The 22,068-nt window shown below is 68.7% G+C and carries 22 protein-coding genes and 1 riboswitch; of the genes, 16 read left to right on the top strand and 6 right to left on the bottom strand.

Annotated features, from left to right (window positions below; all coding sequences use genetic code 11):
• The first annotated feature begins 155 nt into the window (after positions 1-155).
• A riboswitch (ZMP/ZTP riboswitch) is annotated at positions 156-242 on the top strand.
• A gap of 91 nt (positions 243-333) precedes the next feature.
• The 3 genes from glyA to IE069_RS11060 all read left to right on the top strand — a co-directional run bounded on the left by glyA (position 334) and on the right by IE069_RS11060 (position 3,554).
• Positions 334-1,623, top strand: a complete 1,290-nt coding sequence (glyA, locus tag IE069_RS11050) for a serine hydroxymethyltransferase (RefSeq protein WP_189350491.1) — start codon at positions 334-336, stop codon at positions 1,621-1,623.
• Between the two features lie 20 nt (positions 1,624-1,643).
• The gene (locus IE069_RS11055) at positions 1,644-2,531 is read left to right on the top strand and encodes a bifunctional methylenetetrahydrofolate dehydrogenase/methenyltetrahydrofolate cyclohydrolase (protein WP_189350493.1); all 888 of its coding nucleotides are present in this window, start codon (positions 1,644-1,646) and stop codon (positions 2,529-2,531) included.
• 99 nt (positions 2,532-2,630) lie between these two features.
• Complete coding sequence (locus tag IE069_RS11060; protein ID WP_189350495.1) at positions 2,631-3,554, top strand: macrolide 2'-phosphotransferase; 924 nt, start codon at positions 2,631-2,633, stop codon at positions 3,552-3,554.
• Positions 3,555-3,628: 74 nt separating this feature from the next.
• On the opposite strand, the gene IE069_RS11065 is transcribed toward IE069_RS11060, so the two are convergent.
• Positions 3,629-5,233 carry a Na+/H+ antiporter NhaC family protein gene (locus IE069_RS11065; RefSeq protein ID WP_189350497.1) on the bottom strand — a complete coding sequence of 535 codons (1,605 nt, stop codon included), beginning with the start codon at positions 5,231-5,233 and terminating at the stop codon, positions 3,629-3,631.
• 158 nt (positions 5,234-5,391) lie between these two features.
• On the opposite strand from IE069_RS11065, the gene IE069_RS11070 reads away from it, so the two are divergent.
• From IE069_RS11070 to IE069_RS11115, 10 genes are all read left to right on the top strand, one after another.
• Complete coding sequence (locus tag IE069_RS11070; protein WP_189350693.1) at positions 5,392-6,363, top strand: ABC transporter ATP-binding protein; 972 nt, start codon at positions 5,392-5,394, stop codon at positions 6,361-6,363.
• Positions 6,353-7,207, top strand: a complete 855-nt coding sequence (locus IE069_RS11075; protein ID WP_229791098.1) for an ABC transporter permease — start codon at positions 6,353-6,355, stop codon at positions 7,205-7,207. Before IE069_RS11070 ends, IE069_RS11075 begins: the two co-directional genes overlap by 11 nt.
• A 1-nt stretch (position 7,208) precedes the next feature.
• A complete protein-coding gene (locus tag IE069_RS11080) occupies positions 7,209-8,030 on the top strand; it encodes an ABC transporter permease (RefSeq protein ID WP_189350499.1) in 822 nt (273 codons plus the stop codon).
• Between the two features lie 50 nt (positions 8,031-8,080).
• On the top strand, positions 8,081-8,899 hold the full coding sequence (locus IE069_RS11085; protein ID WP_189350501.1) for a DUF4232 domain-containing protein: 819 nt from the start codon (positions 8,081-8,083) through the stop codon (positions 8,897-8,899).
• A gap of 109 nt (positions 8,900-9,008) precedes the next feature.
• Positions 9,009-9,365, top strand: a complete 357-nt coding sequence (locus IE069_RS11090; RefSeq protein WP_189350502.1) for a VOC family protein — start codon at positions 9,009-9,011, stop codon at positions 9,363-9,365.
• A gap of 126 nt (positions 9,366-9,491) precedes the next feature.
• Positions 9,492-9,989 (top strand): hypothetical protein, encoded by a 498-nt coding sequence (locus IE069_RS11095; RefSeq protein ID WP_189350504.1) that lies wholly within the window; start codon positions 9,492-9,494, stop codon positions 9,987-9,989.
• A 142-nt stretch (positions 9,990-10,131) separates the two neighbouring features.
• Complete coding sequence (locus IE069_RS11100) at positions 10,132-10,872, top strand: exodeoxyribonuclease III (RefSeq protein WP_373287814.1); 741 nt, start codon at positions 10,132-10,134, stop codon at positions 10,870-10,872.
• A 20-nt stretch (positions 10,873-10,892) separates the two neighbouring features.
• On the top strand, positions 10,893-11,963 hold the full coding sequence (gene trpS / locus IE069_RS11105; RefSeq protein WP_189350506.1) for a tryptophan--tRNA ligase: 1,071 nt from the start codon (positions 10,893-10,895) through the stop codon (positions 11,961-11,963).
• Positions 11,964-11,999: 36 nt separating this feature from the next.
• Positions 12,000-12,560, top strand: coding sequence for a 2'-5' RNA ligase family protein (locus tag IE069_RS11110; protein ID WP_189350508.1), 561 nt, complete (start codon positions 12,000-12,002; stop codon positions 12,558-12,560).
• A complete protein-coding gene (locus IE069_RS11115) occupies positions 12,535-13,674 on the top strand; it encodes a YihY/virulence factor BrkB family protein (protein ID WP_189350510.1) in 1,140 nt (379 codons plus the stop codon). Before IE069_RS11110 ends, IE069_RS11115 begins: the two co-directional genes overlap by 26 nt.
• Positions 13,675-13,678: 4 nt before the next feature.
• Here the strand turns inward: IE069_RS11115 and IE069_RS11120 are convergent, their stop codons facing one another.
• From IE069_RS11120 to sdhC, 5 genes are all read right to left on the bottom strand, one after another.
• Complete coding sequence (locus IE069_RS11120) at positions 13,679-14,443, bottom strand: alpha/beta hydrolase family protein (protein WP_229791100.1); 765 nt, start codon at positions 14,441-14,443, stop codon at positions 13,679-13,681.
• Positions 14,444-14,544: 101 nt separating this feature from the next.
• Positions 14,545-15,327, bottom strand: coding sequence for a succinate dehydrogenase iron-sulfur subunit (locus IE069_RS11125; protein WP_189350512.1), 783 nt, complete (start codon positions 15,325-15,327; stop codon positions 14,545-14,547).
• Positions 15,327-17,114: a succinate dehydrogenase flavoprotein subunit gene (sdhA, locus tag IE069_RS11130; RefSeq protein ID WP_189350514.1), complete on the bottom strand. Its 1,788-nt coding sequence runs from the start codon at positions 17,112-17,114 to the stop codon at positions 15,327-15,329. The genes IE069_RS11125 and sdhA overlap by 1 nt, the downstream gene beginning before the upstream one ends.
• 49 nt (positions 17,115-17,163) lie before the next feature.
• Entirely contained in the window at positions 17,164-17,616 is a 453-nt protein-coding gene (locus tag IE069_RS11135) for a succinate dehydrogenase hydrophobic membrane anchor subunit (protein ID WP_189350516.1), read from the bottom strand.
• Between the two features lie 3 nt (positions 17,617-17,619).
• Positions 17,620-18,015, bottom strand: a complete 396-nt coding sequence (sdhC, locus tag IE069_RS11140; protein ID WP_189350702.1) for a succinate dehydrogenase, cytochrome b556 subunit — start codon at positions 18,013-18,015, stop codon at positions 17,620-17,622.
• Positions 18,016-18,263: 248 nt separating this feature from the next.
• Between sdhC and IE069_RS11145 the strand changes: the two genes are divergently transcribed.
• The 3 genes from IE069_RS11145 (at position 18,264) to IE069_RS11155 (ending at position 22,010) form a co-directional block, all read left to right on the top strand.
• Complete coding sequence (locus IE069_RS11145) at positions 18,264-19,376, top strand: mannose-1-phosphate guanylyltransferase (protein WP_189350518.1); 1,113 nt, start codon at positions 18,264-18,266, stop codon at positions 19,374-19,376.
• A 135-nt stretch (positions 19,377-19,511) separates the two neighbouring features.
• Complete coding sequence (locus tag IE069_RS11150) at positions 19,512-20,717, top strand: amidohydrolase (RefSeq protein ID WP_189350704.1); 1,206 nt, start codon at positions 19,512-19,514, stop codon at positions 20,715-20,717.
• Between the two features lie 231 nt (positions 20,718-20,948).
• On the top strand, positions 20,949-22,010 hold the full coding sequence (locus IE069_RS11155; protein ID WP_229791101.1) for a BMP family lipoprotein: 1,062 nt from the start codon (positions 20,949-20,951) through the stop codon (positions 22,008-22,010).
• Positions 22,011-22,068 lie beyond the last annotated feature (58 nt).

Here is a 22,068-nt window from a genome sequence, read left to right on the forward strand (position 1 = left end):
GCCCCCGAGCCCCCGTGCGCGCACGGGAGAAAGGACGACGACGCCGCGCCGGCTCCGCGCGCTCCGGCGCCGCGTCACGTTGTATGACCGGGCTGTGACGCGAACGTGACGGACTGCTATTCGAGGCCGGATCCTCGCCGGCATCTCCGATAGAGTAGAACCGTCGCGACTGGCGTGAGGTGGACAACCACCGGGGAGCGGCACCAATTGACCTATCCGGACCGCGCGCCTGGGCCCAGGGTCGAGCAGGCACCTGCCCACCGACGACGGCGGACGCGGCACCTGCTGCCCGTCCACGCCGCACAAGAACTGCTTTCTCGACAAGGAGCACAGATGAGCACTGACTCGAACGTGACCAACCGTTCCCTCGCGGAGCTCGACCCGGAGATCGCCGCGGTCCTCGACGCCGAACTGGGACGCCAGCGCAACACCCTGGAGATGATCGCCTCCGAGAACTTCGCCCCGCGCGCCGTTCTCGAGGCACAGGGCTCCGTGCTGACCAACAAGTACGCGGAGGGCTACCCGGGCCGCCGCTACTACGGCGGTTGCGAGCACGTGGACGTGGCCGAGAACCTGGCCCGCGACCGCGCCAAAGAACTCTTCGGCGCCAAGTACGCCAACGTCCAGCCGCACTCCGGCGCCTCCGCGAACGCAGCCGTCCTGGCCGCGCTCATCGAGCCGGGCGACAAGATCCTCGGCCTGTCGCTGGCCCACGGCGGCCACCTGACCCACGGCATGAAGCTGAACTTCTCCGGCAAGCTCTACGAGGTCGCCGCCTACGAGGTCGACCCCGAGACCTTCACCGTCGACATGGACAAGCTGCGCGAGCAGGCCATCGCCGAGAAGCCGGACGTCATCATCGCCGGCTGGTCCGCGTACCCCCGCCAGCTGGACTTCGCGAAGTTCCGCGAGATCGCAGACGAGGTCGGCGCCAAGCTGTGGGTGGACATGGCCCACTTCGCCGGGCTCGTCGCCGCCGGCCTGCACCCGAGCCCGGTCCCGCACGCCGACATCGTCTCCTCGACCGTGCACAAGACCCTCGCCGGCCCGCGCTCCGGCCTGATCCTGACCAACGACCTCGAGCTGTTCAAGAAGATCAACTCGAACGTCTTCCCGGGCCAGCAGGGCGGCCCGCTCATGCACGCGATCGCCGGCAAGGCCGTGGCCTTCAAGATCGCCGCCTCCGAGGAGTTCCGCGAGCGCCAGGAGCGCACCCTCGCCGGTGCCCGCGCGCTCGCCGACCGCCTGAACCAGCCGGACGTCGCCGAGGCGGGCGTCTCCGTCCTGACCGGCGGCACCGACGTGCACCTGGCCCTGGTGGACCTGCGCAACTCGGAGCTCGACGGCCAGCAGGCCGAGGACCTCCTGCACGAGATCGGCATCACCGTGAACCGCAACGCCGTGCCGTTCGACCCGCGCCCGCCGATGGTCACCTCCGGGCTGCGCATCGGCACGCCGGCGCTGGCCACCCGCGGCTTCGGCGAGAAGGAGTTCATCGAGGTCGCCGACATCATCGCCACCGCCCTCATCAAGGGCCAGGAAGCGGACAAGGAGGCCCTGAAGGCGCGCGTCGACGCGCTGGCCGAGGCCTTCCCGCTCTACCCGGGCCACGAGGAATGGTAAGCGAGGCGGGCACCGGGACCATGACGGCACAGATTCTCGACGGCAAGGCCGCCTCAGCAGCCATCAAGGACGAGCTGGCCGAACGCGTCGCCGCGCTCAAGGCCCGGGGCGTCACCCCGGGCATCGCCACGGTGCTGGTGGGCGCGGATCCGGCGTCGCAGCTCTACGTCGGCATGAAGCACAAGCGCTCCGAGGCGATCGGGATGAACTCGATCCAGCGCGAGCTGCCGGCCGACGCCACGCAGGAGCAGGTCGAGGCGCTGATCGACGAGCTCAACGCGGACGAGTCCTGCCACGGGTACATCGTGCAGCTGCCGCTGCCGAAGCACCTGGACACCGACGCGATACTCGAGCGCATCGACCCGGCGAAGGACGCCGACGGCCTGCACCCGACCAACCTCGGGCGCCTGGTCCTCAACGTCAACGGCCCGATCGAAACGCCGCTGCCGTGCACGCCCCGCGGCGTGATCGAGCTGCTGCTGCGCAACGACTACGATCTGGCCGGCAAGCACGTCGTCGTCGTCGGCCGCGGCGTGACGATCGGCCGGTCGATGGGCCTGCTGCTGACCCGCCGACAGGTCAACGCCACCGTGACCCTCACCCACACGGGGACAGTGGACATGGCGCACCACCTGAAGCAGGCGGACGTGATCGTCGCCGCCGCCGGCGTCAAGCACATCGTCAAGCCGGAACACGTGAAGCCGGGAGCTGCGGTGCTCGACGTGGGCGTGACCCGCGAGGACGACCCGGAGACCGGCAAGCAGAAGGTCTACGGCGACGTCGATCCGGGAGTGCGCGAGGTCGCGGGCTTCCTCTCGCCGAACCCCGGCGGAGTCGGCCCCATGACGGTCGCGCTGCTGATGACCAACGTGGTGGAGACCGCCGAACGCCAGGCGGGAATCGCGTAGTCCCGCCCGCCCGGCACGACGGCGCCCCCGCACCGAACCCTGTTCGGTGCGGGGGCGTTCGCCGTTGTCAGCCGGACGCCGACATGCAAAAGTGAGGGCATGAACGACGAAACCGACCCACGTCAGGCCGACCTCGCCGACTCGCTCGTCCAACTCGCCGCACGGCACGACCTGGCTCTGCAGCCGGACTCGCTGCGCGTCAACGAGGCCGGGCTCGACTACCAGGTCGCCCTCGCCCAGGACGCCGCCGGCGACGGGTGGGTGCTGCGCGTCCCGCGCCGCGACGACGTCTCCGCCAAGATCCACGACGAGCGCCGAATCCTCGAATTCCTCGCCCCGCGCCTCAGCGTGGAGATCCCCGACTGGCGGGTCGCCGCCGCCGACCTCGTCGCCTACCCGCTGCTGCCCGGCGAGCCCGGGCTGACGATCGACGACGACGGGTCGCCCGTGATGCACTTCGACCCGGGCGCGCCCGAGTACCTGCGGTCCTTCGGCCGCCTGCTCGCCGAACTGCACGCGGTCGATGCCGACGAGGCCCGGATCGCCGGGCTCGTCATCGAGACGCCCGACGACGTCCGCACCGCCTGGCGGGCCAGGCTCGACGCCGCGGTGGCCGAGTTCGACGTCCCCGCGCCGGCCCGCGAGCAGTGGAGCCGGTGGATCGGCGACGACTCGATGTGGGCCGACGCTATGCGCTTCTGCCACGGCGAGCTCTACCCGGCGCACCTGCTCCTCGCCGACGACGGCCGGGTCCTCTCGGTCCTGGACTGGACGACGGCCAAGGTCACCGACCCGATCGCGGACTTCGCCCTGCAGCAGGCGATGTCCCCGCCGGAGGACTTCGAGATCGTGCTCGACGCCTACCGGGGCGCCGGGGGAGTGGTGCCGGACCGGCTGGCCGAGCGCGGGGCGGCGCTGATCGGGGCCAGCGCTCTCGGCTATGCCGAGTTCGCCCTGCTGACAGGGGAGGATGAGCACCGCGCGGCGACGCAGGCCCTGCTCGACGCCGCCGCCGGCGGTTGAAGAAGTCCGTCGTCAGTTTCGTCTGGTTCGCGCCGGCGGCGCCAGGTGAAACCGACGGCGGAACGGCCGGGGCGTCAGGCCGCCGTCGTGCCTGCCCGTACGGCGTCGCCGACCGGCGTCGACACCATTCGCATGACGACGACGAAGGCGACGAGCGCCACCGCGAGAGCGGACAATCCGATGACGGTGCTGCCCGTCAGGGCGAGCGCGACGTAGCCCAGCGCGGCGCACACGGCGGCGCTGGCGACGTACGGCAGCTGCGTGATCACGTGCGTGATGACGTTGCAGCTGGAGCCGGTGGCCGAGAGGATCGTGGTGTCCGAGATCGGGGAGGCGTGGTCGCCGGCGACGGCGCCGGCCAGGACCGCGCCGAGAACCGGCAGCAGCAGCGCCGGCTCGTCCATGGAGTTGATGATGCCGCCGGCGATCGGCAGGAGCAGCCCGAAGGACCCCCACGACGTGCCGGTCGCGAAGGCCATGGCCCCGGCGATGAGGAAGACGACGGGGGCGAGCCAGCCGGCCGAGATGTTGGAGACCTCGACGAGGTGTCCGAGGTAGTCGCCCGTGCCGAGCTGGGAGACGACGTCGCCGAGCATCCAGGCCGGCAGGAGGATCGCGATCGCCGGGAGCATCGACTTGACGCCCTCGAGCCAGCCCCGGGCGAACATCGACCCCGTGAACGCGGGGTCCCTGCGCGTGTTCCGCAGGTAGTAGTACACCGCCGCGGCGAGGCCGAGGACGCCGCCGACGACGAGGGCGGCGCTGGCATCGGTCTCGGCGAGGATGTCGATGATGTTCCACGTCCCCGCCGCGCGTCGGCCCGTCCAGACGATCCCGGCGAAGACGCCGAGCACGAGCAGCAGGAACGGGACGAAGAGCGCCCGCCGCGTGCCCGGTTCGTGCACGGGAAGGTCGTCGGAGAGCCGGCCGGGGACGGTGTCCTCCGGGTCGAACAGGTGCCCGTCGACGAGCGCGCGGCGCTCCTCCTTCCGCATCGGGCCGAGGTCGATCCGGAACACGATCACGAGCCACACCATGAGCGCGGCGGCGATGGCGTAGAAGTTGGCGACGGCGGCGCCCAGGAACGCCTGCACGCTGCTGATCGAGAGCGTCGACGCCGCGATGATCGGGGCCAGGATGCCCATGATGTACGCGCCCCAGCTGGAGAACGGGGACAGGACCGAGACGGGCGCCGAGGTGGAGTCGATGATGTAGGCCAGCTTGGCGCGCGAGACCCGGTGCTGGTCGGTGACCGGCCGCGAGATCTGGCCCACCGCCAGCGCGTTGAAGTAGTCGTCGATGAAGATGGCGATGCCGAGGACGGCGGGCAGGATCATCGAGCCCGGCCGCTTGCGGATCCGGCGCATCGCCCACGCGGCGAACGCCGTCGTGCCGCCCGACATCAGGACGAACGCCGCGATGACGCCGAGCAGCAGCAGGAACAGGAGGATGTAGACCGACCAGGTGTTGACGGCGCCGTCGGCCCAGAAGATCGCCGCGAACGCCTGCCACACCGTCAGAAGCGCGTCCAGCGGGTTCAGGTCCTGGATCAGCAGCGCGGCCGCCAGCACGCCGGCTCCCAGGCTGATCAGCACCTTCCTGGTGAGGATCACCAGGGTGAGCGCCAGCACCGGGGGTGCCAGTGTCAGGAGCGGGTACGACGTCGTGAGATCGGTCATGGTGCCTTTCCGAGGGTGGGAGGCGCGTCCCTGCCTCGGCAGACGAGGTTAGCAGAGGCCCGGTGCGGGCGGCGCAGGCCCCGACTGATTGGCTTGTGGCAATCAATCGAGAGGACTAGGCTCGCCGTGTGTCCGAAACCACTCCTTCAGTCCGCTCCCTGCCGCCCGAGCCGGCGCCCCGGCGCGGGGCTGCGGCCGCCGCCGAGCGCCCGGTCGTGATCCGCGCCGAGAACCTGGTCAAGCGCTACGGCGATTTCACCGCCGTCGACGGCATCTCCTTCGAGGTGCCGGCCGGCGAGTCCTTCGGTCTCCTCGGTCCCAACGGCGCCGGCAAGTCGACCACGATGCGGATGATCGGCGGCGTCTCCCGGCGCACGGGCGGCCGGCTCGAGATCATGGGGCTCGACCCGGAGGAGCAGGGCCCCGTGGTCCGTGCGCACCTCGGCGTCGTGCCCCAGCAGGACAACCTCGACGAGGAGCTGCGGGTCCGCGACAACCTGCTGATCTACGGACGCTATTTCGGACTGCCGCGCGCCTACCTCAAGCCGAAGGTCGAACAGCTGCTGGATTTCGCCCAGCTCTCCGACAAGGCGAATTCGCGCGTGGACGACCTCTCCGGCGGCATGAAGCGCCGCCTGACGATCGCCCGGTCGCTGGTCAACGAGCCGAAGATCCTCCTCCTCGACGAGCCGACCACCGGGCTCGACCCGCAGGCGCGCCACGTCCTGTGGGACCGGCTGTTCCGGCTCAAGGAGCAGGGCGTGACGCTCGTGCTGACCACGCACCACATGGACGAGGCCGAGCAGCTCTGCGACCGGCTCATCGTCGTCGACGAGGGCCGCATCATGGCCGAGGGCTCGCCCGCCGAGCTGATCCGCCGCTACTCGACCCGCGAGGTGGTCGAGCTGCGCTTCGGCGCGGACCGCAACGCCGCCGTCGCGCAGCAGATCGGCGACCTCGGCGACCGCGTCGAGGCTCTGCCGGACCGCGTCCTGATCTACGCCCGCGACGGCGAGGCCGTCCTGGAGGCCGTCGTCGCCCGCGGGCTGAGCCCCGTCACCTCGCTCGTGCGCCGCAGCTCGCTCGAGGACGTCTTCCTGAAGCTCACGGGCAGATCCCTTGCGGACTAGCACGACGCCGTCACCCCGCCCCGCGCTGCCGCCGCCGGGTCCCGAGGAACTCGCCCGCCGCGGGCGCCGGTTCGGCGTCTGGTACTTCGCCGAGCACCAGCTGCTCGCGATGCGCAGCTACCTGTCGGTGATCGTCGCTTTCTCGGTGGGGCACCCGCTGCTCTACCTGGTGGCGATGGGCGTCGGGCTGGCCTCCCTGGTCGACGCCAACGGGGGCGGCGACTTTGGCGGCGTCGACTATCTGGTCTTCATCGTGCCGGCGCTGCTGGCCACTGGCGCGTTCATGGCCGCCTCCGGCGAGTTCACGTGGCCGATCATGGACGGGTTCAAGTGGCACCGGCTCTACTACGGCCCGCTCGTCAGCCCGCTGCAGCCCTGGCAGATTGCCGCGGGCCACACCCTCGCAGTGGCGATCCGCCTCTTCTCCCAGTCGCTCGTCTACTACCTGATCGTCGCCGCCTTCGGGGCGGTGCCGAGCGGGTTCGGCATCCTCTCCGTGGTGACGGCGACGCTCGCGGGACTGGCGATCGGCACGCCGCTCATGGCGTACGCGGCGACGATCCGCGAGGAGAAGGCGCAGTTCGTGATGATCCAGCGCTTCGGTGTCATGCCGCTCATGCTCTTCTCCGGGACGTTCTTCCCGCTGACCAACCTGCCGGTCTTCCTGCAGTGGATCGGCTGGCTGTCCCCGCTCTGGCACGCCAGCGAGATCGGCCGCGTGTTCAGCTACGGGTACGACGAGCCGCTCTGGCTCTCCATCGCGCACGTGGCCTACCTCGTGGCGCTGGCCGCCGGGGGCCTCGCGCTCGCGTTCCGCACCTATCGGCAGAGGCTGGTGGACTGACATGACGGAACTGGCAACCCGGCTCGAACCCAGCCGGCGCCCGCTCGCGGGGCTCTACTCGGGCAACGTGCGCGCCGTCGTCGTGCGGGGTCTGATGGCGCTGAAGACCAACAACTGGGCGGTCTTCATCTCCGGATTCGTCGAGCCGGTTCTCTACCTGGCCGCGATGGGCATCGGCCTCGGCCCGCTGATCGGGTCGGTGGAGGGACCCGGCGGCGAGGAGCTGGCCTACAGTGCGTACATCGCGCCGGCCCTGCTCGCGGTCTCGGCCATGAACGGCGCGGTCTACGACTCGACGAACAACGTGTTCTTCAAGCTGCGCTTCTCGAAGCTCTACCAGAACATGCTCTACACCTCGCTCGGGCCGCTGGACGTCGCCATCGGCGAGATCTACCTCGCGCTGCAGCGCGGATTCCTCTACGCGACGGGGTTCATGATCATCATGAGCACGATGGGCCTGGTGACCACGCCGGCGGCGCTGCTGATGATCCCGGCGTCGGTCCTCATCGCCTTCGGGTTCGCCGCGCTCGGCATGGGCATCACGAGCTTCATGAAGCGTTTCCAGCACCTCGACTGGATCAACTTCGCCCTCCTGCCGATGTTCCTCTTCTCGGCCACGCTGTACCCGCTGTCCGTCTACCCGGGCGGGATCCAGCTGTTCATCCAGGCGCTGCCGCTGTGGCACGGGGTGGAGCTGCTCCGGTCCCTCTCGGTCGCCCACTTCACCACGGACATGCTCTGGCACGTCGCGTACTACGTGGTGATGATCGTGGTCGGCGTCGTCCTCACCACCTCGCGCCTGCGGACGCTCTTCCTGAAGTAGGGCCGGAGGGTCCGCAGGGCACGCGCCCGCGGCGGGATACGGTGTGTTGCATGAGACGCGCGCTGACCGCACTGCCCGTGGCCTCCCTCCTGCTGCTCGCCGGATGCGGCGCGGGGACGACGACGCCCGCGTCGCCTCCGGCTGATTCGCCGGCTCCGTCCGCCAACCCGCCCGGCGAGGTGGGGGAGGCCACCGAGGAGGAGGTGGGCGCCGGCTGGGACGAGGTCCCGGACACGCCGATCGCAGAGGAGGAGGACCTGTCCGACGACGAGCGCAGCGACTTCCTGCGGCTCGAGGCGACCGACCCCGCCCGAGAGACCAGCTGCCGCCCTGAAGACCTGACAGGGCAGCTGCGGTACTGGGACGCGGCGCTGGGGCATCGGTTCGGCTCGATCCTGTTGCGCAACGACGCCGACACCGACTGCACGCTCTCCGGCTTTCCGGGTCTGGGGGCACGCGGGGAGTGGGGCAACAAGTTCCACGTGGAAGCTGAGCAGGAGCTCTATCATCGGCCGGAGGAGCACCTCGCGCGGGACGTCGACGGCGAGGCGCCGCCTCCCGTGTCACTGGCGCCGGGGGAGATCGCGGAGGCCTACCTCGAATGGACCGGAGCGCTCGCCGGCTCGGGGTCCGAATGGGCGCAGACGCTCTACGTCCAGACCGATCGTGAAGCGACGCCCGTCGCCGTCCCGATGGATCTGCAGGCGATCGTCGAGGATCCGCAGGACCCCATGTATCCGGGGGAGCCCTTGTCGATCGACATCGGGATGTTCACGAAGCTGCGCGTCGGCCCGTTCGAGGAGCCCGGCGAGTATGTGTTCAGGTTGGCCGACGAGTACGAGCTCCTGCCGCCCGGCGACACACGCTGACGCCGGGGCCGGATCAGTCGTCGTGCCCGCCGCAGGCCTTCTCAGCGCCGGCCGTCCGGAGTAGCGTGACATCACGATCCGACGCGTGGCGACCAGGAGGGATCAGGTCATGATTGGTGCTTGGGAATCGGTGGTCTTCGACTGTGAGGATCCGGAGGCACTGGCGGTCTTCTACGAGCAGGTGCTCGGCATGGTGCGCGTCCAGACGGATGCTGACTGGGTCACGATCGGTGACGGTCCGGACCGTCCGGCCGTCGCCTTCCAGCGCGTGGACGTCTACGTCCCGCCGGAGTGGCCGGGGCACGTCCACCCGCAGCAGGCCCATCTGGACGTCAAGGTCCGGGACCTGGATCTGGCCGAGGAGCAGGTGCTGAAGCTCGGGGCGGTGGCGATGAACGCCGGAAACGAGAACTTCCGGGTCTACCTCGACCCCCAAAGACACCCGTTCTGCCTCGTCAAGTGGTGATCGCCCCGGACTTGTTCGCCTGCGGCCCAACGGGCACGCTCCGCCGTCCGGGTTTGAGACAATAGCCTCATGCAAACTCTTCCCGGCGGATCGGCCGCGACCAACGCGGCTGGAAAGAACAGGACCATGCAAGACAGCAAGATCACCATCAAGGCCAGCACGATCGCACTCGCGGTGATGGTGACGGTGTTCCTGGTGGCCGTCGTGTTCGCCGCCAATCAGAACGACGTGATCGGCTGGCTGGTCGTCATCATCTCGCTGGGCTGGCTGCTGCTCTCGGCCTTCCTCGTCTTCGGCATCTCCCGCGGTGCCAAGAAGATGCAGGAGCAGGTCGCCGGAGTGCGCGCCGACATGGCCAAGCAGACGGGCGGCGCGACCACGGTCGTCGACGAGTCGACTAGGGCCCGCGACATGAAGCTGGACCACTCGTTCAAGATCGTCGAGGTCCAGGCCGGCGTCGTGAAGGAGTACCTCGGCCAGGACGGCGAGGAGGCGCGGGGGATGGTCGACCGCGCCGTCGAGACCATCGAGATCACCGCCCACAACGCACGCGGCATGATGAAGGACGGCAAGGGGTCGAAGCGCGGGGACGGCGAGCCGCTCTCCGGCGACATCGTGGACTAGCCCACGCACCCGAACGGGTAATGTGGTCCAGGTGAGTGACGTCGTAGCTGCTGAAACCGTGAACCACCCCGCCAAGCCCGCCGGCGCCCTGCGTGTCGCGTCCGTGAACGTCAACGGGATCCGCGCGGCCTACAAGAAGGGCATGGCCGACTGGCTCGTCGACCGCGACGTCGACATTCTGAACCTGCAGGAGGTCCGCGCCCCCGACGCGATCGTGCGCGAGCTGATCGGCGACGGATGGCACATCCTGCACGCCGAGGCCGCCGCCAAGGGGCGCGCCGGCGTGGCCATCGCCTCCCGCGCGGAGCCGGTCGCCGTCCGCGGCGACATCGGCGAGGAGTACTTCGCCGATGCGGGCCGCTGGGTCGAGGCCGACTTCCGGATCGGCGGCGAGACGCTGACCGTTGCGAGCGCCTACGTGAATTCGGGCGAACTCGGAACCGAGAAGCAGGACGACAAGTACAAGTTCCTCGAGGCGATGATCGTGCGGATGCCGCAGCTGAAGGCGGCGAGCGACCACGTGCTCGTCACCGGCGACCTCAACGTCTGCCACACCGAGCGGGACATCAAGAACTGGAAGCCGAACCACAACAAGCGTTCGGGTGTCATGGACGAGGAGATCGCCTACTTCGACCGGTTCTTCGGCGAGGAGATCGGGTACAAGGACGTGGCCCGCGAACTCGCCGGCGACGTCGACGGCCCCTACAGCTGGTGGTCCTACCGCGGGCAGGCGTTCGACAACAACGCCGGATGGCGCATCGACTACCACATGGCCACGCCGGGGCTCCTGCCCAAGGCGGCCAACGCCGTCGTCGACCGGGCCCCGAGCTACGACACGCGCTTCTCCGACCACGCGCCCGTCGTGGTCGACTACCAGTTCTGAACCTCGCGCCAAGGAAGATCATGATGCTCGAAGCCAGCAGCACCCACCGTCCGCGCGTCCTGTCGGGGATGCAGCCGTCCGCCGAGTCCCTGCACCTGGGCAATTATCTCGGCGCACTCGTCAACTGGGTCAAGGCTCAGGACGAGTACGACGCCTTCTTCTTCGTCCCGGACATGCACGCCATCACCGCCGCCCACGACCCGGTCGAGCTGCGCGAGCGCACCCGCCGCACCGTGGCCCAGTACATCGCCGGTGGCATCGACGTCGACACGTCGACCCTGTTCGTGCAGTCGCACGTGCCCGAGCACGCCCAGCTGGCCTGGGTCATGACCTGCCTGACCGGCTTCGGCGAGGCCTCGCGGATGACGCAGTTCAAGGACAAGTCCGCCAAGGGCGGCGTGGAGAACGCCGGCGTCGGGCTGTTCACCTATCCGATGCTCATGGCCGCCGACATCCTGCTCTACCAGCCGCACGGGGTTCCCGTCGGCGACGACCAGCGCCAGCACGTCGAGCTCGCCCGCACGCTCGCCAACCGGTTCAACCACCGGTACGGCGAGACCTTCCGCGTCCCCGAGGCGTTCATCCCGCAGGGCGGGGCGCGCATCTACGACCTGCAGGCCCCGACGCGGAAGATGTCGAAGTCTGCTGAGAGCCCCAACGGCCTGATCAACGTCCTGGACCCGTCCAAGACGATCGCCAAGCGCATCAAGTCCGCCGTGACCGACGACCAGACGGTCGTCGCCTACGACCGCGAGAACAAGCCGGGCGTCTCCAACCTGCTCGACATCCTCGCCACCGTGACCGGCAGGACCGTGGAGCAGCTCGTGCCCGAGTACGAGGGCAGGATGTACGGGCACCTCAAGGTCGACGTCGCGGACGCCGTCGTCGCCGCCGTGGAACCGGTGCGCGAGCGCACGTTCGAGCTCCTCGACGACCCGGCCGAGCTCGACCGCCTGCTCGCCGTCGGCGCGTCGAAGGCCCGTCAGGTAGCCACACGGACGCTCGACGACGTGTACCGGAACATCGGGTTCCTCCAGCTCGGCAGGGACGCGGCCGCCGTCGTCAGCCGCGCCGGCGAGGGCACGGCCTAGCCCACGAGCCGGGCCGAACTCATTATGCTGGCGGGTATGGAGCAACGCGACGTGCCGATCGGCCGCGGGAGCGCCCGGTTCAGTCTGGGCATCGTGATCGCGCTGCCGCCTGCCCTCAGCGGCCGGATCGGCCGGCTGCGCTCGTCGTTCGGCGATCCCTTCGCGGATCACGAGGCCCCCCACATCACCCTGATCTCCGGTGCCGCCAGCGGCGCCTGGGACGAAGCGCACCGGCACGTCGCACGGGTGGCCGCGCAGACGGACGCCTTCACGATCCGGCTGCGCGGCACCGCCAGCTTCCGGCCTGCGAGCGAGGTCGTCTACCTCAAGGTCGCCCAAGGGGAGGGCGCCTGCAGGAACCTGCATGCGCGGCTCTGTGACGGGCCCTTGGAGCACCAGGTTGCGTTCGAGTATCACCCGCACCTTACCGTTGCACATGACGCACCACCGGACGGCATGGAACGGGCCCTCCACGAGCTTGCGGACTTCGACGCCGAGTTCGTCGTGGAACGCATCGGGCTCTTCTCGACCGATGACGATGGACAATGGACGCTCAGCGAGGAGCTGACTCTTGGCACGAACGGACGCGAAAACTAAGAATCCGGCGGACGGGCAGCAGGCCTCGGTCGCGGAGATCGAGGCGCTGGACCGCGCCCACCTGCGCCGGGCGGCGCTGGGCAAGCGCACGGACGTCGGCCGGAGCCGGCGCGAGGGGCAGTCCCTCGTCAAACGCCTGCTGGCCGTGGCCATGTGGCTGCTGGCCGAGCTGAAGGCGTTCCGGCCCATGCGCGTCTGGACGGTCTACACCCAGCGGCACGGGCCGCTCATGGCCGCGGGAGCCGCCTACCGCATGTTCTTCTCCATCGCTGCGCTGCTCGTGGCGGGGTTCTCCATCTTCGGCATCATCGCCTCCGGCAATCAGGAGCTGCAGGACACGATCGTGAGCACGGTCGACGAGAGCACGCCCGGCCTGATCGACACCGGGGACGGCGGACTGGCGAAACCAGAGCAGCTCTTCGACAACGGGCGTGGCTTCGGTTGGGCGCTCGCGATTTCGATCGCCGCCGGGCTGCTGACCTCGCTCGGCTGGATCAAGGGCCTGCGCGAGGGGATGCGCGGGGTCTCCGGCCTCGCCACGGTCGAGATGAATCCGGTGCTGGCCAAGCTCCGCGACTTCGGCGTCCTGCTCGTCCTCGGCGTCGGGCTCGTCGTCACGAGCGGCCTCGGCTTCGTGGCCGGCGCGGCGCTGGACTGGATCATCGACCTGCTGAACATCGACTCGTCGTTCGGGCGGGTCATGACCCGTTCCGTGCCGCTGCTGGTCATGCTGCTGCTGGACATGCTCGTCGCCGTCATCCTGTTCCGGCTCGCGTCGTCGATCAGCATGCCGCGGCGGGCCCTGTTCGAGGCCTCGTTGATCGCCGGCGCCGGGTCGACGCTCCTGCGGACCTTCTCTTCGGTTCTCCTTGGCAGCGTTGGCGACGGGAATGAACTGCTCGCCCCGTTCGCGGTGATCCTCGGCCTCTTCATCTGGTTCTTCCTGCTCAGCCAGGTCTACCTGATCGCCGCGTCGTGGGGCTCAGTGCGCTCCGCCGACGTGGAGGCGGAACGGCTCGCCGCCGGGGGAGCGCGCCTCAGCCTGCGCCAGAAGGCCCAGCTGCGGAGGGCGCAGGCCGCCCCGAGGACGGCTGAAGAGGGCTGGGAGGGCTAGGAGACTACTCCGAGTCGGCGAAGTACTGCTCGGCCCACGCCGCGATCATGTTCGCCGCGCGCTGGCCGTGGACCCGCTTGGTGAGCAGGTGGTCTGCTCCGTCGAGGGAGAAGAACGACTTCGGGTGCTTGGCTTTCACGAAGATCTTCCCGGCGTTCTCCAGCCCGACCGTGTTGTCCGTCGGGGAGTGGATCACCATGAGCGGGGCCTTGAGGCTGGAGATGAACCCGGTGAGGTCGTGGGCCTGGACGTCCTCGATGAACGCGCGGGTGATCTCGAGCCGGCGGGGGCCGAGCTTGAGCTCGGCGCTGCCGGCCGATTCGATCTCCTCCATGAGGTGTTCGAAGTTGTGGACGACGTGTCCGGGGTCGAATGGTGCGCCGATCGTCGCGATCGCGTTCGGCTGGATCTCCTGTGCGGCGGCGATGGCGGCGGCTCCGCCCATCGAGTGTCCGACGAGCAGCTCTGGCTCGTGGCCGCGCTCGCGGAGGGCCCCCGCCGCGCGGATCGTGTCCTGGACCTTCAGGCTGAAGGACGTGTCCGCGAAGTCGCCCTCGGATTCGCCGAGTCCGAGGTTGTCGAAGCGCAGCATGCCGATCCCGTGCTGGGCCAGGCCGCGGCAGACGCGCGCGGTCGCAAGCGAGTCCTTGCCGAGCGTGAACCCGTGCGACATGAGGCCCCAGCCCTTGACCGGGCCCTCCGGGTGGTCGATTGCGGCGGTCAACTCCGCGCCGCTTGCGCTGGTGAAAGTACATTTCTCGGTGGCCACGCACTCAGTCTAGAGCGGTCGTCACGTGAGCCCAAACGACGGCGGGGCCGGCGAACTCGTGGTGAATTCGCCGGCCCCGCCGTCGTCGGTGCGCGTCCGAGTTACATGGAGCGGGCCAGGACGGCCTGCTTGACCTCGGCGATGGCCTTGGTCACCTGGATGCCGCGCGGGCACGCCTCGGTGCAGTTGAAGGTGGTGCGGCAGCGCCACACGCCTTCCTTGTCGTTGAGGATCTCCAGACGCATGTCGCCGGCGTCGTCGCGGCTGTCGAAGATGAAGCGGTGCGCGTTCACGATCGCAGCCGGGCCGAAGTACTGGCCGTCGGTCCAGAACACCGGGCAGGAGGACGTGCACGCGGCGCAGAGGATGCACTTGGTGGTGTCGTCGTAGCGCTCGCGGTCCTCGGGGGACTGGTAGCGCTCGCCCGAGGGCTCGTGGCCCTTGGAGACGAGGAACGGCATGATCTCGCGATAGGACTGGAAGAACGGCTCCATGTCCACGATCAGGTCCTTCTCGACCGGCAGGCCCTTGATGGCCTCGACCGTGATGGGCTTGGACGTGTCCAGGTCCTTGAGCAGGGTCTTGCAGGCGAGGCGGTTGCGGCCGTTGATGCGCATGGCGTCGGACCCGCAGATGCCGTGGGCGCAGGAGCGGCGGAACGACAGCGAGCCGTCGTGCTCCCACTTGACTTTGTGCAGGGCGTCGAGGACGCGGTCCGTGCCGAACATCGTCAGCGTGAAGTCCTCCCACTCGGCCTCCTCGGAGACCTCGGGGTTGTACCGGCGGACGCGCAGCGTGATGTCGAACTGCGGGATCTCGCCCCCGCCGCCGCCAACGGCCGCGAGGTCGATCTTGGATGCTGGTTCTACTGCTTCAGTGCTCATTAGTACTTACGCTCCATCGGCTGGTAACGGGTGAAGGTGACCGGCTTCGTGTCGAAGCGCAGGCCCTTGATCCCCTGCATCTCGGCCGTCTCGTCCTTGTACACCATCGAGTGCTTCATGAACCGCTCGTCATCGCGGTCCGGGAAGTCCTCGCGGAAGTGTCCGCCGCGCGATTCCTCGCGGCCCAGAGCGGACACCGACATGACCTCGGCGAGGTCCAGCAGGAAGCCGAGTTCGACGGCTTCGAGCAGATCCAGGTTGAAGCGCTTGCCCTTGTCCTGGATGCTGATGTTGGCGTAGCGCTCGCGCAGGCCCTCGATGTCCTTGACGGCCTTCTTGATGGTGTCTCCGGTGCGGAAGACCTGCATGTTGGCGTCCATGGTGTCCTGCAGATCCTTGCGGATCGCGGCGATGCGCTCGGTGCCGTCAGCCTGGCGCACGTTGTCCAGGAGCGCCTGGGTCTCGACGAGCGGGTTCTCCGGGAGGTCCACGAAGTCCGCCGTCTTGGCGTACTCGGCCGCGTACGTGCCGGCCCGCTTGCCGAACACGTTGATGTCCAGCAGCGAGTTGGTGCCGAGACGGTTCGAGCCGTGCACGGAGACGCACGCGACCTCGCCGGCCGCGTAGAGGCCCGGGATCGTGTGGTCGTTGTCCTGGTGGACCTCGCCCTGGATGTTCGTCGGGACGCCGCCCATGACGTAGTGCGCGGTCGGGAAGACCGGGACCGGCTCGGTGTAGGGCTCCACACCCAGGTAGGTGCGCGCGAACTCGGTGATGTCCGGGAGCTTGGCATCGATGTGCGCCGGCTCCAGGTGCGTCAGGTCGAGCAGGACGTAGTCCTTGTCGGGACCGCAGCCGCGGCCCTCGCGGACCTCGTTGGCCATCGAACGGGCCACGATGTCGCGCGGCGCCAGATCCTTGATGGTCGGCGCGTAGCGCTCCATGAAGCGTTCGCCCTCCGAGTTGCGGAGGATGCCGCCCTCGCCGCGGGCCGCCTCGGAGAGGAGGATGCCGAGGCCGGCCAGGCCGGTCGGGTGGAACTGGACGAACTCCATGTCCTCGAGGGGGATGCCGCGGCGGAAGGCGATGCCCATGCCGTCGCCCGTCAGCGTGTGGGCGTTCGACGTCGTCTTGAAGACCTTGCCGGCGCCGCCGGAGGCGAACACGACGGACTTGGCCTGGAAGACGTGAAGCTCGCCCGTGGCGAGGTCGTAGGAGACGACGCCGGCCACGCGCTTCTGCAGGTAGGTGGAGCCGTCCTCGCGGGTGGCCTCCTCCTCGACGGTCAGGAGATCGAGCGCGTAGTACTCGTTGTAGAACTCGACGTTGTGCTTGACGCAGTTCTGGTAGAGGGTCTGCAGAATCATGTGACCCGTGCGGTCGGCGGCGTAGCAGGCGCGGCGGACCGGTGCCTTGCCGTGGTCGCGTGTGTGCCCGCCGAAGCGGCGCTGGTCGATCTTGCCCTCGGGCGTGCGGTTGAACGGCAGGCCCATCTTCTCCAGGTCCAGCACCGCGTCGATGGCCTCCTTGGCCATGATCTCGGCTGCGTCCTGGTCGACGAGGTAGTCGCCGCCCTTGATGGTGTCGAACGTGTGCCACTCCCAGTTGTCCTCTTCGACATTGGCGAGGGCGGCGCACATGCCGCCCTGTGCGGCACCCGTGTGCGAACGGGTGGGATAAAGCTTGGTCAGTACCGCCGTGTGAGCGCGCTGGCCGGATTCGATGGCTGCGCGCATGCCCGCGCCACCGGCGCCGACGATGACGACGTCGTACTTGTGTACCTGCATACCGGATGCTCTCTCTTCTGTAAAAGCTGGTTCGGCGCGAACGCCGGGGTTAGTTGCAGACCTCGAGCGGGGAGCCCGGGATGCACGGGTCGAACGTGAAGATCACCAGGGTGCCCAGCACCACGATGACGACCGTCGCGAAGTAGAGCACCATCTTCAGCCAGAAGCGGGTGCGGTCCTTGTCGGCGTAGTCGTTGATGATCGTGCGCACGCCGTTCGTGCCGTGCAGCATGGCCAGCCAGAGCATGGCCAGATCCCAGAACTGCCAGAGCGGGTCGGCCCACTTGCCCGCGACGAACCCGAAGTCGAGGCCGTTGATGCCGTCGCCGACCAGCAGGTTGGTGATGAGGTGGCCGAAGATCAGGACCACCAGGAACAGGCCGGAGATGCGCATGAAGAGCCACGCGACCATCTCGAAGTTGCCCTTCTTGCCAGGGACCCTGTTGTACTTCTTGTCGATCCGGCCGGAACGCGGGGGAACGAACTCTGTAGTCGTCGCCATGGCTTAGTGACCTCCGAGTGCGAGGGTGAGGTGGCGGGCGGCGAATCCGATGGTCGCGACGGCCCAGATGACGAGGACGCCCCACAGGAGCTGCCGGTGGAACTTCGGTCCCTGCTTCCAGAAGTCCACGAGGATCAGTCGCAGGCCGTTGAAGGCGTGGAACAGGATGGCGGCGACGAGGGCCGTCTCGCCGAAAGCCATCAGCGGATTCTGGTACGTGCCGATGACTGCGTCATAGGCACCCGGGGACACCCGAACAAGCGAGGTGTCCAGAACGTGTACCAAGAGGAAGAAAAAAATGACGACACCGGTAATCCGGTGCCCGACCCAGGACCACATGCCTTCGCGGCCGCGGTAGAGGGTGCCTGACGAAGTCTTCGACACTGAAATAACCTCCATGCATCGCAGGGCGCTTGTGCGGCTTCCGCACAAAGAATTAACGCCGGTGCGTGAGCGTTCCTGCCCGATCTTAGTGCACGAACACAATCCTGCTCCGACAATCGTGCCCGGCATGTGAGAAGGCTCACAGGGTCATGACGGAACCCGGAGAATTCGCGAATTTTCAGGTCAATTCCGCAACACAACCATGCGCTAAATCTCGGCCAGCCTGTATCCGAATCGAAACCGCGTCGTTTAGCCTTCTAGGCATGGCCACAGACATTCTTGATCGTTTTTACGGTGTTATCCCCGCCGGCGGTGTCGGCACCCGGCTCTGGCCGCTCTCCCGTGCGGCTGCGCCGAAGTTCCTGCACGACCTGACGGGGAGCGGCAGCACGCTGATCCGCGCCACGTACGACCGCCTGACCCCGCTGGCGGGGGAGCGGATCATGGTGGTCACAGGAACGGCGCACCGCGGGGCCGTCTGCGAGCAGCTCCCGGAGCTGGACGATCACAACCTGCTGCTGGAGAGCGAGCCGAAGGATTCGGCCGCCGCCATCGGCCTGGCCGCGGCGATCCTGCACCGCCGCGATCCGGAGACGATCATGGGATCGTTCGCCGCGGACCAGGTGGTGGGCCCGCTCGAGGTCTTCCTCGAGGCCGTCCGCGAGGCGATCCACACGGCGGCCACCGGCAAGATCGTGACCATCGGCATCCGGCCCACCCTGCCGTCGACCGGCTTCGGGTACATCCGCCAGGGCGGTCGCCTGGACATCGAAGGGGCGCCGAGCGCGACGGACGTCGCCGAGTTCGTCGAGAAGCCGAGCGAGGACGTCGCCCGCACCTACCTCGCCAGCGGCGACTACCTCTGGAACGCCGGCATGTTCGTCGCCCCGACGTCCCTGATGCTCAAGCACCTGGAACTCAACCAGCCGGAGCTCCACGCCGGCCTGCAGGAGATCGCCGCCGCGTGGGACGGCGACGACCGCCAGGCGGTCATCGAGCGCGTCTGGCCCACGCTGCCGAAGATCGCCATCGACTACGCCGTCGCCGAACCGGCCGCCGCGGCGGGCGACGTCGCCATGGTGCCGGGGATCTTCACGTGGGACGACGTCGGCGACTTCGCGGCGATCGGGCGCCTCAACCCGGCCAGCGAGAACAGCGACCTCACGGTCCTCGGCGACGGTGCCCGCGTCTACTCCGACCAGGCCTCCGGGGTCGTGGTCTCCGATTCGAAGCGCGTGATCGCCCTCATCGGGATCGACGACGTGGTCATCGTGGACACCCCGGACGCGCTCCTCGTGACGACCCGGGACCACGCCCAGCAGGTCAAACAGGCCGTCGAGGCGCTCAAGGCCTCCGGTCAGGTCGACGTACTCTGAATCAACCCGCGCACGGCGCGCGACGGGCCGACGCAATCAAAGCGGCCCGCCGCCGTCGTACGTATTAAGGTGTGGACTGTGAACGGCACAGGCGAGAATGCAACCCAGCACCCGGAGGGCGCGCCCGGGCGCGCCCTGACGACGGCGGGCGTGCCCGCGGTCGGACCCTGGGTGGACCCCCTCCTCGAGGACCTCGTCGCGTTCCGGCGCGACGTGCACGCGAACCCCGAGCTCTCCTTCCACGAGCACCGCACCACGGACAAGATCGTCGCGGCGCTGGCCGGCGTCGGGCTCGTGCCGCAGCGCCTCGAGGGCACGGGTGCGTGGGTCGACGTGGGCGAGGGCCCCGTCGCGCTCGCGCTGCGGGCCGACATCGACGCGCTGCCGGTCGTCGAGGAGACCGGCCTGGAGTACGCGTCCACCACCGCGGGGGTGTGCCACGCCTGCGGCCACGACATCCACACGACGGTCGCGCTGGGCGTGGCCCTCACGCTCAAGAAGATGCACGACGCCGGCAAGCTGGCCTCCCGTGTGCGGGTCATCTTCCAGCCCGCCGAGGAGCGCATGCCGGGCGGCGCCCTGGCCGTCATCCGGCAGGGGATCCTCGACGACGTCCCGCGCGTGCTGGCGCTGCACTGCGACCCGCGCATCGACGCGGGGACGATCGGCACGCGCATCGGCGCGATCACCTCGGCCGCCGACACCATCAAACTCGAGCTGACCGGGCGCGGCGGCCACACCTCGCGCCCGCACCTCACCGAGGACCTCGTGTTCGCCCTGTCCAAGGTCGCCGTCGACGTCCCCGCGGTGCTGAACCGCCGGGTCGACGTCCGCAGCGGCGTATCCGTCGTATGGGGCCAGATCAGCGGCGGCTCCGCGCCGAACGCCATCCCGTCCGCCGGCTACCTGGCCGGCACCATGCGCTGCCTGGACGCCGAGGTCTGGGAGGCCGCCGGCGACATGCTCGACGAGGTCGTGCAGCAGGTCGCCCAGCCGTTCGGTGTCGATGTGAAGCTCGAGCACCTGCGGGGCGTGCCCCCGGTCATGAACGCGTCGGCCGAGACCGAGCTGATCGAGTCGGCCGCCCGCGCCGAGATCGGCGCCCACGCGATCGTCCTGACGCCCCAGTCGATGGGCGGCGAGGACTTCGCCTGGATGACGCAGAAGGTGCCCGGGTCGATGCTCCGCCTCGGCACGCGGACGCCCGGGGGCGAGACGTACGACCTGCACCGCGGGGACTACACCCCGGACGAGCGGGCGATCGGCGTCGGCGTGCGCGTCATGGCCGCCGCCGCGGTCCGGGCCGCGCTGGAGGCCGCGACCGGCCGCCTCGCCGAGTAGGGCCCGCGAGGCCGGTGGTCTACCCGTCGGTAACGGATTCTCAACGATTGCTGCACGTCGGCCTCCGCAGGCTGACAGGGCGCACGCAAGGGCGTTACTCTTTGTTACATTCACCACTTCCGGTGGGGGGAGCCTTCGCAACCCCGGCCGGGCCCTATCCCGACTCGCACCAGGGCCTTCGAGAGTCGCCTTTCGGAGGCGGTCCTGAGGGGCACGTCAAACGGAGGAACATTGAAGAATTCACTGCGCATCAAGCGCTCCACGGGTGCAGCGGCAGCCATCCTCGGCGCGTCCGCTCTGGTCTTGACCGCTTGCGGTTCCGCACCGGAGGAGGGCGGCAGCGGAGCCGCCGAGGAGATCGACTACACCGCGTGCATGGTCTCCGACGAAGGCGGCTTCGATGACGGGTCGTTCAACCAGGCCTCCCACGAGGGCCTGCTGCAGGCCGAGTCGGAGCTGGGCGTGCAGACCCGCGAGGCCGAGTCGAACTCCTCGACGGACATGGGACCGAACGTCAACCAGATGGTGGATGCCGGCTGCGACATGATCGTCACGGCCGGATTTAAGTTCGAGGACCTTCCGGTCGACGCCGCGGAGGCCAATCCCGAGACCAACTTCGTGGTCGTCGACTACGGCTACGAAGAGCTGCCAGAGAACATGCGCACCCTGAACTACAACACCGCGGAAGCAGCGTACCTGGCCGGGTACACGGCAGCCGCCTACTCGAAGACGGGCAAGGTCGGCACCTTCGGTGGTGGGGAGATCCCCACGGTTACGGACTTCATGTTCGGCTTTGAGCAGGGAGTCATGAAGTACAACGAGGACAAGGGGGCAGAGGTCGAGGTCGAGGGGATGGACACCTTCGTCGGCGACTTCTCCAACACCGTCAAGGCCAAGCAGATCTCCGAGAACTTCCTGAACTCGGACGTCGACGTCATCATGCCGGTCGCCGGCCCGCTCGGGCAGACCGCGGTCGACGCGGTCAACGAGTCCGCGAACGAGGACGACGCCGTCGTCTGGGTCGACACCGACGGCCACGAGTACGCCAACGGCGGCGACACCGCCGTGTTGACCTCCGTCATGAAGAACATGGGCCTGACGGTCTTCGAGTCCATTGAGATGGACGTCAACGACGAGTTCGCCTCCGAGGCCTACGTCGGCACCCTGGAGAACGAGGGAGTCGGTATCGCCCCGTTCTACGAGTTCGAGTCGGAACTGCCGGACGGCCTGCAGGGCGAGCTGGACGCGCTGAAGGAGCAGATCATCGCCGGTGAGATCGACCCGCTCGGCTGATCGAATGACCAGATGACGGGTACGGCCGGGGGCGATAGGATCGCCCCCGGCCTTATTC

It is taken from the genome of Zhihengliuella salsuginis (assembly GCF_014651715.1).
Classification (GTDB): domain Bacteria; phylum Actinomycetota; class Actinomycetes; order Actinomycetales; family Micrococcaceae; genus Zhihengliuella; species Zhihengliuella salsuginis.